This is a genomic window from Velazquezella soli (genome assembly GCF_977018685.1).
The window spans coordinates 2,520,963-2,533,500 of the sequence record NZ_CDRNXF010000004.1; the positions used below are offsets into that span (position 1 = coordinate 2,520,963).

Genomic DNA, 12,538 nt, shown 5'->3' on the forward strand with positions numbered 1-12,538 from the left:
CCTGCAATCCGGTTTGACGCTCGCGTGGCCCACCCCACTTCACAAAGCCGTGTCACCGCACTTCGCCTTGCGGGCATCAACCTCCCGTTAGCTTTTCGTTGACCATAATGGTCCCGTATTCGCCGGGCTGCGGTTTTCGCATCCCGCTGTCACAGTTTGCGTAAAGCGGGTTTGTCGTGTCCCAGTCTCTGTCGATTAAGTCTGTACCCGGTGCTGCACGCGCACTTGTGAACCTCGCCTCGCAAGCGGCCGGCAAGGCTGCACGGTCTGCGGGCGCAGCCGGGCTTGCGGTGGCGGCTTTGTTGGGATCGGCGTCGTTTGCCTTTGCCGAGGATCGGTCTCTCAAGCTCTATTTTACCCATACGGGCGAAAAGGCGACGATTACCTACAAGCGGGACGGCAGGCTGGATCAGAAGGGTCTTGCCCAGATGAACCGGTTCCTGCGCGACTGGCGCCGCAACGAGACGGCGCGAATGGATCCGAACCTGCTCGATCTCGTCTGGGAGATCTACGAGCGTTCCGGCACCAACAATTACATCCACGTCGTTTCGGCTTATCGTTCGCCTGCCACCAACAACATGCTGCGCGGTCGCTCACGCTCCACCGGGGTTGCGCGCAAGAGCCAGCATATGCTTGGCAAGGCGATCGATCTCTACATTCCCGGTGTCAAGCTTTCGACGCTGCGGGCCATCGCTGTTCAGATCCAGGGCGGCGGCGTCGGTTATTACCCGACATCCGGCTCGCCCTTCCTGCATGTGGATGTCGGCAATGTCCGGGCCTGGCCACGACTGTCGCGGCAGGAGCTGGCGCGTATCTTCCCGAACGGCAGAACCATTCATGTTCCCGCCGACGGAAGACCGCTCCAGGGCTATAGCGTCGCGATGGCCGACCTCAAACGCCGTGGCAGCGGCAAGTCGTTCGCTATTGCGCGTGCGACCATCGATATCGAGGCCGACGATGATGCAGGTGGCGGAAAACGGGTCGGCAGCGGCCTGATCACCGCGATGCTGCCAACACCACGCAGCCGCGCGCTTGCAGCACTCGACGAGCAGACAACGCCACGGCCATCGGCGCGTGCGACGGTTGCCGTGGCGCCGGTACCCGCCTTTGCCGATCTGGCATCTCTCGCAATCCCGGCCCCGGGCCTGCGTCCGGCGGCTGCAACCGCGTCATCGGCTCCTGCCGCCGTCATCGAAACCGCCTCGCTTGGTCCGGCACCGACGGCCGCATCGGCGTCCGCGCTCGGAAACAGCATGCCGATGCTGCCGCGCCCTGCACCGGGCTTCGTACCCGCCCTCGCCCTTGCTGCGCCGGCGAAAGGACTTCCAGAACCAAGACACTCGCTGGCATCGCTGCCGATCACCGGGCCGCGAATCGATCCGGAAGACGAGTTCGATGGCGAAGACGTTTTGATCTCCTGGGCGATTTCGCCCCCCGGCGCATCGACCGGAATGACCGCGCCGCTCGTCGTCGGCCGCACGCTGACGGATCTGACTGCCAAGCCGGACAGTGCCGAGCCTCTGCCGCTCGGTATTGCCGAAGAGTTCGATCACAGCCGGTTCTGGTCGGACGGCTGATCGGCCACCGGTTCAGACCCATCGTTTTCATAGCGATTATGAAAAAGGCCCGCGATTGCGGGCCTTTTGAGTTTATGTAATGAGCGATGGGGCAGAAGCTGTGGCTCGCAGCGTTTCCCGACAGACATCGATAGGCAAACCGTTGAGGCGGCTAAGCCCAGATCCCCAACGAAAAAAGGCCCGCGTGAGCGAGCCTTTTCCGTTCCGGGTGTGACCGGATTAATCAGAACCTGTAGTTCACGCCAGCGGTAACCGAGTGGTCGTGAACGTCCTTACGGGTTTCGACGCCCTGGTAGGAGCTCTTGACGTTGTCGGTCATGACATAGTTGTACTCGACGCGGGCCGAGATGTTGCCGGTCAGCTTCTGCTCGATGCCGGCACCCAGCAGGAGGCCAGGCTTCCAGCCGTCTGGGCCGGTAACATTGTCACCATCGCGATACTTCGTCATGGCAAGACCGGTCGTGCCGTAAAGCAGCGTCTGGTCGAGCGGAACACCAGCCTTGACCTTGGCGGCCATGCGATGACGCTCGGACAGCTTGCCGCCGCGGGCCTTCACGTCGGCATCGCCGAGATAGGAGTAATCGAGTTCGCCACCAACGATAGCGCCGCCCAGGTCGTGGTTGTAGCCGCCGTGAACGCCGAGGTTGAGGCCCTTGCCGCTGGCAAACGGGTTGATCCTCGGCGACGTTACACCGCCGTGTCCACCGACATAAGCACCTGACCAACCGGCCGGTTCGCTCGCAGGTTCGCTGTAGGCGGGCGCCTCATAGGCGCTGGTGAGATCCGCAGCCATAACGGGGCTGGCGGCAAAGGCGGCGACGAGCGCCAGGGCAAGTGTCTTCTGGGTCATTGCGTTTACTCCATACAAAGCCTGCAAGTGGCGGATGCGCAGGCGATACAACCGGCTGAAAGCCGCGGGACGATCCAGGCAACCCAGCCCAGATAGCGAGGACAAACCCGCACCGTATTGCGATTTATTTTCACGAATTCATAAACGCATCGTTAACTGAGACCGTTCGCAACGACCTTTGTGCAATATCTTCAGATCACGATATTGGGATGCCAAAAAGCCCGCAAAATCGACGTTTTTTGGGAACCTTTTCGGGGGTCGTTAAATTGGATAGATTCGACCATCACAGAGGAGAACCGCACATGCTGACGAATACCGCACGGCAGTCCGTCCCGTCGCCGGAGGAGAATGTCCTAACCGTCCAGGAAGCGCTCGAGCCGCTGTTTCTTGCGCTCGAGGAAGAGGCGGAAGTAAGGATGATTGCAGCGGCCCTGAAGGCCGGCTGGACCGCGGAAGAGGCGGTCACAGCAATCGACGAACTGCGAATGAACGAACTGCTGCCGAACAACCCCTCGCACTAGGACCGGCCGAAATTATCGGTCGCCTCGCTTCTACCGCTCCCCTACACTGCTTCCGACTTACGTCGGAATGCAGCGAGGACAGATGACGTTCAGAAGAATTTGCGTATATGGCGCGGGCGCGCTCGGAAGTGCATTCGCCGCAAAGATAGCGGCGGGATCAGGAGCCGACACGGAGCTGTCGGTTGTGGCGCGAGGCGCACAGCTTAAGGCAATCCGAGAGAACGGGTTAAACGTCGTTTATGAAGACACGGGCATCGATCCCGTCCGCGTACTCGTTGCCGCGACGGATGATCCGTTCAGTCTGCCTCCACAGGATCTTATAATTACCGGTTTGAAGGGCCATCAGCTCGCAGCCGCAACAGATGGTCTGGCGGCACTGCTTGGCGAAAGCACGCGCGTCGTGATGATCCTGAACGGAATTCCTTGGTGGTATTTCCATGGGGACATGGAAAGCGGCTTTGGAGGCCGGCAGATCCCCGAGCTCGACGCAGACAGTTGCATCTGGAACGCCATCGGTCCGGAACGCGTGATCGGTTGCGTCGCGTATCAAGGTGCAGAAATCATCGAACCCGGCAAGACACGCCTGAACGGCAAAGGCCACTTCTTTCTCGGAGAACCCAGCGGCGAGATGTCCGACGACCTGTCGGCGATCGTGGACCTTTTCCAGCGCTGCGATCTCGATGCCAAGGCAACGCCGCGGATCAGAGACGAGATCTGGGCGAAGCTTCGTGGCAACGCCGCCTTCAATCCCATCAGCGCCCTCACCCGCGCCTTGATGATCGACATGATGTCAAACCCGGATATCGCCGAAATCGTTCGGAAAATCATCAACGAGGTTCAGGCCGTCGGCACCGCCTTTGGTGCGAGGTTCAGCCAGACCGCCGATGAAATGTTTGCGAGAGCGCAAGGTTTCGGGCCAGTAAAAACCTCGATGCTCCAGGATCTACTTGCGGGCAAGGCGCTGGAGATCGTGCCGTTGACGGGCATGGTCGTGTCGCTCGGGAAACTGGCCGGCGTGCCGACGCCCGTGTGCGAAACCATCTTTGCGCTGACCGCCCAACTGGACCGCCAGCACCTCACAAACTGAATCAAATTGCTCTCGACCTGAGTCCGGAAAACGCTTCAAGTCTTTGTAGAGACGGGTTTTTACGAAACCGAAAAAAGAAAAGTCCCGCTGCGGGGAACAGCGGGACCAGGTAGATTGGAGGTCAAATATTTTGTCGTTTTTGGGCGACGCGGGGGGAAACATCGCCTTGCTTTATCTGTCTTGCCAGCGGGCTGGTGGCTCAGCGCGTCGGCATCATGCTTAAATAACACCCAGGAACGCAGTAGGTTCCATAGATCTTTAACCGGGTGTCTGTAGGATTGTTGTACCCATATACTGGCATGAATGAGGCAAGCATGGCAGGTCCGAAATTTCGCTACACGCATTATGATCTCAAACCGCAGCGCGCCGGCACAATCATTGAAGTCACGCTCAATGGCGTGAACAACGTCCGCCTGATGACTGCTGCGAACTACCAGCGGTTTACGGAACAACTCGATTTCAAGTTCGTCGGCGGCGTTGCGAAGAAATCGCCGCTGCGGATCGCCGTTCCGGAAAACGGCCACTGGCATCTGGTGGTGGATATGGAAGGGCATCATGCTCTGGCCGAGTCCTCGGTGAGGCTCGTCGCGGCACCGGGTCAGGCGCAGAAACCAGGCATCGCCAGGGCTTCCTGAGGCTTAGCTGCCGCCGCGCTCCTTGCGCAGTTTTGACCACCAGTCGAGACGCTTTCTGATGTCACGCTCGAAGCCGCGCTCCGGCGGATCGTAATAGGTCTGGCGGCCCATTTTTTCGGGGAAGTAATTCTGGCCTGAAAACGCGTCGGGCTCGTCGTGATCGTAGCGATACCCGTCATTATAGCCCTCGGCTTTCATCAGCTTGGTCGGGGCATTGAGGATATGCTTGGGTGGCAGAAGCGAGCCGTTTTCCTTGGCAGCGCGGGTGGCCGCCTTGAAGGCCATATAGACCGCATTCGATTTCGGAGCCGTCGCCAGGTAGACGCAGGCCTGGGCAAGCGCCAGCTCCCCTTCCGGCGATCCGAGATAGTCATAGGCATCCTTGGCGGCATTGCACACGACAAGCGCCTGCGGGTCGGCAAGGCCTATGTCCTCCACCGCCATCCGGACCAGACGTCGGCCGAGATAGAGCGGGTCCTCGCCGGCATCGAACATCCGCGCGAGGTAATACAGTGCTGCATCGGGATCCGAGCCCCGCACCGATTTGTGGAGCGCCGAGATGAGATTGTAGTGGCCGTCCTGCGCCTTGTCGTAGACGGGAGCACGACGCTGGACGATCTCGGTGAGACCCACGGTGTCGAACACCTCACCCGTCCTTGCCGCACGCCAGATTTCCTCGGCGAGCGTCAGAACCGCACGGCCGTCTCCGTCCGCCATCCGGATCAGGCTTGTACGCGCGCCGTCATCGAGCGGCAGCGGCTTTGCCTCCACTTGCTCAGCGCGTTCCAAGAGTTCGCTGAGGCTGTCTTCGTCATGACTGCGGAAGGTCAGAACCCGAGCACGCGACAAAAGAGCGGCGTTGAGTTCAAAACTCGGGTTCTCTGTGGTGGCACCGACGAGGATCACCGTTCCGTCTTCCATGACGGGCAGGAAACTGTCCTGCTGGGCGCGGTTGAAGCGATGGATCTCGTCGACGAAGAGAAGCGTCTGGCGGCCCTGCATGCGTCTCAGGCGTGCCGATTCGAACACCTTCTTCAGATCCGCGACGCCGGAAAAGATCGCCGAAATCTGCTCAAAAGCAAGCCCCGCCTCGCCTGACAGCAACCGGGCGACGGTCGTCTTGCCGGTACCGGGCGGACCCCAGAAGATCATCGATCCAAGTGAGCCAGAATCGATCATGCGACGAAGCACACCATCGTCACCCGTCAGATGAGCCTGACCCGTCACCTCCGAAAGCGTCTTCGGCCGCAACCGGTCGGCAAGCGGCCGCCGGCTGGCGACCTCTTCTGGGACTTTCGGTGCAAACAGGTCGTCGCTCATCAGCCCTTACCGTTCATCGGAAGAACTGCCGGATACGCTGGCCCTTGCGTTCGATCTCGACCCGCCAGAACCCCGGATCGGTGCGGAGCATCTTTTCCATGACAGTCGTCGAAGCGACCGCCTCGCCGTTCAGCGAGACGACGATGTCCTGTGGCTGGAAGCCGAGACGACCGGCAGGCGAGCCGCGCGAGACGTCGGTGACGACGACCCCGCTCTTGTCCGTTGGCATGCGCAGTTCCGTGGCGAGTTTCGGTGACAGGTTTGCAATCCGAAGACCGGCGAAGGGATTGCGGCCTTCCAGCACCCGCTCGTCGCGCGGCGTGCTTTCCGGCGCGGAATTGAGCGCAAGCTGGAGGTCGCGCATACCGTCCGGGGTCTGGACCGTCAAGTTGGCTCCCTTGCCAAGGCCCGCCGTCGTCAGCCGGTAGCCGAGCGCATCGGGATGCTCAACTGGAATGCCATTGACGGCCGTGACAACCTCGCCGGGCTTCAATCCTGCCTTGTCGGCCGGACCGCCTTCGACGACACGCGAGACCAGAGCGCCGCGGGCAGCCTTCAAGCCGAGCGCTTCGGCGACGTCAGAGGTCACGGCATCGAAGGTCGCGCCGACATAGGGGCGGTCGAAGACCGACTTGCCTTCGGAGGCCGCCGCCAGGAAGACCTTCACCAGATTTGCCGGAATGGCAAAGCCGATACCGTTCGATCCGCCGCCGCGCGAGAAGATCGCGGTGTTGATGCCGATCAGTTCGCCATTCATGTTCATCAGCGCGCCGCCGGAGTTACCGGGATTGATCGACGCGTCGGTCTGGATGAAGAAGCCGAAATCTCCCGACGACACCTGGTTGCGGGCAAGCGCCGACACGATGCCGCTGGTGACTGTCTGGCCGACACCAAACGGATTGCCGATCGCGAGCACCAGATCACCGACCTCGGTGCGGTCCGAATCGGCAAGCGGCAGGACCGGGAAATTTTCCTTTGCCTTGATCCGCAACACGGCCAGATCGACGCTCTCGTCCTTCAGGACGAGTTCGCAGGGAAACTCACGGCCGTCTGCCAGGGCGATCTTGATATCATCTGCGCCTTCGATGACGTGATTGTTGGTCACGACAAGACCGTCGCCGGAGAGAATGACACCGGAACCGAGCGAAGACTGCTTTTCCGAACGGTTCGGCATGCGCTGGCCGAAGAACTGCTCGAAGAAGGGGTCGCCGGAAAACAGGTTCGGGCGCTGCACGACGCGCTCGGCATAGACGTTGACGACGGCACCGGAGGTTTGCTTGACCAGCGGCGCGAACGAGAGCTGCATTTCCTGCCGGCTTTGCGGCACCGTCTTCTGGTCCTGCGCATAGGCGCCAGCGGGGGCCAATGCCGCGAGCAGGACGACGCTGAGCGAGAGCTGCCTGAGATGCCGTTCGAACGGTCGCTTGAGCGTGCTGGACATGTGATTCCTCTTACAAATTGCTGGATGACGTTGTAGCGCCGCAAGCGGCAAAAGAAAGGTGCCCGGAACCCGATGACGCGTCCTTGCGACCGCGTATATGGGTATCTGGCACAGGCAGGGAAAGACGGTACCCGACAACGCCCGCGGGCGGGTGTTGCTGCTCCCAGCTGATCCGCAAAAAGCATCGGCTTTTCAGCACGATCCTAGCCTCTATCATCCTTGCTATCTCGCGCATGTGCATCATGTTTGTCCTTGGGAGTTTACGATGCCGTTTGGGATCGGCTCCAGAGACTGCACACAGGAGCGTTCCAGCATGAAAACCATATTCGCGGCCACCGGCGTGGCTGCACTTGTCCTGAGCGCCGGCCTTTCCCTTGCCCCTCGCCCGGCAGCGGCGGCAAGCTTCGATTGCGAGAAGACCGATCTGGTCGCCGACGAGAAGGTGATCTGCGACACACGCACGCTGAACGATGCCGATGTGAAGATGGTCACCACATTCGACATCCTGACCAGCCTGCTCGCCATGGGCAATCGCGACCAGCTGCGCCAGGAACAAAGCGACTGGTTGAAGAAGCGTCGGGCTTGCGAGGCAGACGTCCAATGCCTGACGACGGCCTATGCGGAGCGGATGAAGCAGTTGCAGGAAGCGTTTAGCGGACTGAGCAAAGAGCCGCTTTAGTCCTTAAGCGACGTTCACTGGAAACGATCAAAGACAAAGGCCTCGGTGTTGTGCACCGAGGCCTTTGTCTTTGAGATCTCTGTCTGCGGGGTTGGTTCGACCAGAGACTTACTCAGGCAGAATCCGGACCGCGCCCTTGTCCGCACTCGACGCAAATGCCGCATAGGCTTTGAGGGCCGTCGTGACGTTGCGCTTGCGGGGCGCTGACGGCTTCCAGCCGAGTGCATCCTGCTCGTGGCGACGCGCCGAGAGTTCCGCGTCTGAGACCGCCAGATGGATCGTGCGGTTGGGGATATCGATCTCGATCATGTCGCCCTGACGGACTAGTCCGATCGCGCCGCCCTGGGCTGCTTCCGGGGAAGCGTGACCGATCGACAGGCCGGATGTACCGCCGGAGAAGCGGCCGTCGGTGATCAGCGCGCAGGCCTTGCCGAGGCCCTTCGACTTCAGATAGCTGGTCGGATAGAGCATTTCCTGCATGCCCGGGCCGCCCTTTGGACCTTCATAGCGGATAACGACGACATCGCCGGCCTTGACCTCGTTGCTGAGGATCGCCTTGACGGACGCATCCTGGCTTTCGAAGACGACAGCGGGACCGCTGAACTTCAGGATCGACTCATCGACGCCCGCGGTCTTCACGATGCAGCCGTCGGCCGCGATGTTGCCGTAGAGAACCGCCAGGCCGCCATCCTTGGAGAAGGGATTTTCAACCGAGCGGATGATGCCCGTGTCGCTATCCGTATCGAGCTCGTCCCAGCGCGAAGACTGGCTGAACGCGACCTGAGTAGGAACGCCGCCGGGTGCTGCCTTGAAGAAGTTGCGGACGCTCTCGGAATTGGTGCGGGTGATGTCCCACCGGTCGATCGCATCGCCGAGCGTTGCTTCGTGCACGGTGTAGCAGTCCCGGTTGATCAGACCGCCGCGCTCCAACTCGCCCAGGATACGCATGATGCCGCCGGCGCGGTGAACGTCTTCCATGTGGACATCGCTCTTGGCAGGCGCGACCTTGGACAGGCACGGCACCTTGCGCGACAGCTTATCGATGTCCTCCATGCCAAAATCGACGCCGCCTTCATAGGCAGCCGCCAGGATATGGAGAACCGTATTGGTCGAGCCGCCCATCGCGATATCGAGCGACATGGCGTTTTCGAACGCCTCCTTGGTGGCGATATTGCGCGGCAGGACCCGTTCGTCATCCTGCTCGTAGTAGCGGCGCGCGATATCGACGATCAGGTGACCGGCTTCGACGAACAGGCGACGGCGATCCGAATGGGTGGCGAGCGTCGAGCCATTGCCGGGCAGCGACAGGCCGAGCGCCTCGGTCAGGCAGTTCATCGAGTTGGCGGTGAACATGCCGGAGCACGAGCCGCAGGTTGGACAGGCGGCCTTTTCGATGGCGGTGACGTCTTCGTCCGACATCTTGTCGTCGGCGGCGGCAACCATGGCATCGACGAGGTCGAGCGCAACGGTCTTGCCGTGCAGGACCACCTTGCCGGCCTCCATCGGGCCACCGGAGACGAAGACGGCCGGGATGTTCAGGCGCATGGCGGCATTCAGCATGCCGGGCGTGATCTTGTCGCAGTTGGAGATGCAGACCATGGCGTCGGCGCAGTGGGCGTTGACCATGTACTCGACGGAGTCGGCGATGATCTCGCGCGATGGCAGCGAGTACAGCATGCCGTCGTGGCCCATGGCGATGCCGTCATCGACGGCGATCGTGTTGAACTCCTTGGCGACGCCGCCGGCGGCCTCGATTTCGCGGGCAACCAGCTGGCCGAGATCCTTGAGGTGGACATGGCCCGGCACGAACTGGGTGAAGGAATTGACCACCGCGATGATCGGCTTGCCGAAATCGCCGTCCTTCATGCCGGTGGCGCGCCAGAGGCCGCGCGCGCCAGCCATGTTGCGGCCGTGGGTCGTGGTTCTTGAACGATAGACAGGCATGGTGTTTCCTCGATCGCGTTCAGCAATTGCTATTTACCGCGTCGGATCACGCGGCGCAAAGGACCTTGTTTTCTCCGTCCTACTGCAGGCTAAAGCCAGTGTCACTACCAATGGGGCGAAAAACAGTACGGTACGGTACGGTTCTCACCAGCGCGGTAAAAATCTGCCCAGCGATGTAGGCGAGGCCGAAGTTTCATAGCGGTTCTGCTTCGGCGTGGCGCTTGAGGAGTGAGGCAACGTCACCGTCCCTCACCCTCTTCTCGTGTCCGCTATCGCTTTGCGCGGAGGTCGTCCGCCGTCACACCGAAATGGTCGAGAACGATGTTGAGGTTGCGGCGGTGCGACTTGAAGAAGACGTCGAACAGATCACCGGCCAGCGGCACGCTGCCGACGACAGAATCGACCGCAAGGTTGCCGATCATCTTTGCAAGCTTGTCGTTCGGCACACCCATGCGGCGGGCCTCGTTGACGATATAGAGGCCAATCAATGCGCCCCCGGCATCGCCCACGAGCGGAACAAGGCCCATGATGGAATCGGCACCAAACCGAAACCGGGTGCCGGGAATACCGATCGCCGTATCCATCATACGGGCGACGCCGTGGATACGCCGCAAACGCCGCAGTCGATCGATCCGGCCCGCATCGGTTTCCGTGAAGCGTTCGCTGGCAGCATCCCAGGTTTTCGTCGCCATACTCACTATCCTTGATTAATGTCAAAGCTGAAATGAGCATGCGATTTCCCGGTTCAAGGCTTAGCGTATGTTTCAACGCTAATTCTTTCACGCAAACGTGGTTTAATGCCTTTCCTTCGGCTCTGTGAAACCAAACCTGTCGGCGGTACGTATAAGCAGAGGATAGGCTTTTGCCTGAAGGAGATCCGCAATGCCCGCATTTCGCCCACCCCACATTTCGCCGACTGAGATCACGCCGCGCGACATCTATCTGTCGCGTCGAAATTTCGTGGGCACCGTCGCCGCGGGCGCCGGCCTTTCTGTCCTTGGAGGTACGGGCGCACTCGCTGCAGCCCTCAGTGCAGCGCCCGGCCCCTACAAGCTGGACGAAAAGCTGACGCCCAAAGAGGCGGTGACCACGTACAACAATTTCTACGAATTCGGGGTCGGCAAGGAAGATCCCTCGCAGAATTCCGGCGCGTTCAAGCCGACACCTTGGACCGTCAAGGTCGAGGGCATGGTGGGCAAGCCGAAGGAATTCGGTCTCGACGAAATCCTCAAGATGAAACTCGAGGAGCGGACATACCGCATGCGCTGCGTCGAGGGCTGGTCGATGGTAATCCCGTGGATCGGTTTTCCCCTGGCATCGATACTGGACCAGGTGGAGCCGCTTGGCAGCGCCAAGTATGTGGAGTTCGAAACCGTCGTTCGTCCTGAGGAAATGCCCGGCCAAGGCGGTCTCTTCCAGGCCCTGCCCTGGCCCTATGTCGAAGGCCTGCGCCTTGATGAAGCGCGCCATCCGCTGACCATTCTTGCCGTCGGTCTCTACGGCGAAACGCTGCCGAACCAGAACGGCGCGCCGATCCGGCTCGTCGTGCCGTGGAAGTATGGGTTCAAGGGGATTAAGTCGATCGTCAAGATCAAGCTGGTCGAAGAGCAGCCACAGACCACTTGGAAGAATTCGAACGCCCGGGAATACGGTTTCTATTCCAACGTCAATCCGGCCGTCGACCATCCGCGCTGGAGTCAGGCGACCGAACAGCGGATCGGCGAAGGCGGCTTCTTCGGAACCAAGCGCGTCGATACCCTGCCCTTCAACGGCTATGCGAACGAAGTGGCGAGCCTCTATACCGGCATGGACCTGAAAGCGAACTACTGACCATGCTCTCGATCCCAGCCCTGCCCCGCCGATACCATGCCGCCAGCATCTGGGCACTTTACGTCGTGGGGCTTTGTCCCGCGGCCTGGTACTTCTATCAGGCCGCGACGGGCGGGCTGGGTTTCAATCCGGTCAAGACGTTCGAGCACCTGATCGGCATCTGGGCGTTGCGTTTCATCATCCTGACGCTCGCCGTCACGCCCCTTCGCGATATTCTCGGGATCAACTGGATCCGCTATCGCCGTGCGCTAGGGCTGCTCGCCTTCTATTACGTCGTGTTCCATTTCAGCGTCTATCTTCTGCTCGATCTGCAGCTGAACTTCGGCGCTGTTGGCAGCGATATCGTGCGGCGCCCCTATATCACAATCGGCTTTGCCTGCCTGCTGCTGCTGATCCCGCTTGCGGTGACATCCAACAACTGGTCGATCCGCAAGCTCGGACAGACCTGGGTGAAAATGCACAAGCTGATCTATCTCGTGGCACTGGGCGGCGCGCTCCACTATGTGCTCGCGGTGAAGTCGGTGACGCTCGTTCCGTTTATCCATATCGCAGCGATCGGGCTGCTGCTCGCCTACCGGCCGCTGAGGAAGCCGTTCCTCAACTGGAAGCGCGGCAAGACCCGTCCGGCACGTCCCGCCCCCACGACATAGTGGG

12 protein-coding genes are annotated in these 12,538 nt (G+C 60.8%); 7 read left to right on the forward strand and 5 right to left on the reverse strand.

Annotated features, from left to right (window positions below; all coding sequences use genetic code 11):
- Positions 1-176: 176 nt before the first annotated feature.
- Complete coding sequence (locus tag AC0JZ8_RS15785) at positions 177-1,577, forward strand: peptidoglycan L,D-endopeptidase MepK (RefSeq protein WP_471892930.1); 1,401 nt, start codon at positions 177-179, stop codon at positions 1,575-1,577.
- Between the two features lie 223 nt (positions 1,578-1,800).
- Here AC0JZ8_RS15785 and AC0JZ8_RS15790 read toward each other — a convergent pair whose 3' ends face one another.
- Complete coding sequence (locus AC0JZ8_RS15790; RefSeq protein WP_062457663.1) at positions 1,801-2,427, reverse strand: outer membrane protein; 627 nt, start codon at positions 2,425-2,427, stop codon at positions 1,801-1,803.
- Between the two features lie 302 nt (positions 2,428-2,729).
- On the opposite strand from AC0JZ8_RS15790, the gene AC0JZ8_RS15795 reads away from it, so the two are divergent.
- From AC0JZ8_RS15795 to AC0JZ8_RS15805, 3 genes are all read left to right on the forward strand, one after another.
- Complete coding sequence (locus AC0JZ8_RS15795; protein WP_062457666.1) at positions 2,730-2,948, forward strand: hypothetical protein; 219 nt, start codon at positions 2,730-2,732, stop codon at positions 2,946-2,948.
- Between the two features lie 82 nt (positions 2,949-3,030).
- On the forward strand, positions 3,031-4,035 hold the full coding sequence (locus tag AC0JZ8_RS15800; protein ID WP_471892931.1) for a ketopantoate reductase family protein: 1,005 nt from the start codon (positions 3,031-3,033) through the stop codon (positions 4,033-4,035).
- Between the two features lie 314 nt (positions 4,036-4,349).
- A complete protein-coding gene (locus AC0JZ8_RS15805) occupies positions 4,350-4,670 on the forward strand; it encodes a DUF1883 domain-containing protein (RefSeq protein WP_471892932.1) in 321 nt (106 codons plus the stop codon).
- A 3-nt stretch (positions 4,671-4,673) separates the two neighbouring features.
- Here the strand turns inward: AC0JZ8_RS15805 and AC0JZ8_RS15810 are convergent, their stop codons facing one another.
- Both AC0JZ8_RS15810 and AC0JZ8_RS15815 read right to left on the reverse strand, forming a co-directional pair.
- Positions 4,674-5,990, reverse strand: a complete 1,317-nt coding sequence (locus AC0JZ8_RS15810; protein WP_471892933.1) for a replication-associated recombination protein A — start codon at positions 5,988-5,990, stop codon at positions 4,674-4,676.
- 13 nt (positions 5,991-6,003) lie between these two features.
- The gene (locus AC0JZ8_RS15815; RefSeq protein WP_471892934.1) at positions 6,004-7,431 is read right to left on the reverse strand and encodes a DegQ family serine endoprotease; all 1,428 of its coding nucleotides are present in this window, start codon (positions 7,429-7,431) and stop codon (positions 6,004-6,006) included.
- 313 nt (positions 7,432-7,744) lie between these two features.
- Between AC0JZ8_RS15815 and AC0JZ8_RS15820 the strand changes: the two genes are divergently transcribed.
- Entirely contained in the window at positions 7,745-8,110 is a 366-nt protein-coding gene (locus AC0JZ8_RS15820) for a lysozyme inhibitor LprI family protein (RefSeq protein ID WP_062457681.1), read from the forward strand.
- A gap of 108 nt (positions 8,111-8,218) precedes the next feature.
- On the opposite strand, the gene ilvD is transcribed toward AC0JZ8_RS15820, so the two are convergent.
- Together ilvD and AC0JZ8_RS15830 are read right to left on the reverse strand one after the other, a co-directional pair.
- Positions 8,219-10,054 (reverse strand): dihydroxy-acid dehydratase, encoded by a 1,836-nt coding sequence (gene ilvD / locus AC0JZ8_RS15825; protein WP_192086677.1) that lies wholly within the window; start codon positions 10,052-10,054, stop codon positions 8,219-8,221.
- A 269-nt stretch (positions 10,055-10,323) separates the two neighbouring features.
- Positions 10,324-10,746 carry a DUF4112 domain-containing protein gene (locus AC0JZ8_RS15830; RefSeq protein ID WP_062457688.1) on the reverse strand — a complete coding sequence of 141 codons (423 nt, stop codon included), beginning with the start codon at positions 10,744-10,746 and terminating at the stop codon, positions 10,324-10,326.
- A gap of 190 nt (positions 10,747-10,936) precedes the next feature.
- Between AC0JZ8_RS15830 and msrP the strand changes: the two genes are divergently transcribed.
- Positions 10,937-11,884, forward strand: coding sequence for a protein-methionine-sulfoxide reductase catalytic subunit MsrP (gene msrP / locus AC0JZ8_RS15835; protein ID WP_471892935.1), 948 nt, complete (start codon positions 10,937-10,939; stop codon positions 11,882-11,884).
- A gap of 2 nt (positions 11,885-11,886) precedes the next feature.
- Positions 11,887-12,534, forward strand: a complete 648-nt coding sequence (gene msrQ / locus AC0JZ8_RS15840; protein WP_471892936.1) for a protein-methionine-sulfoxide reductase heme-binding subunit MsrQ — start codon at positions 11,887-11,889, stop codon at positions 12,532-12,534.
- Positions 12,535-12,538: the final 4 nt, after the last annotated feature.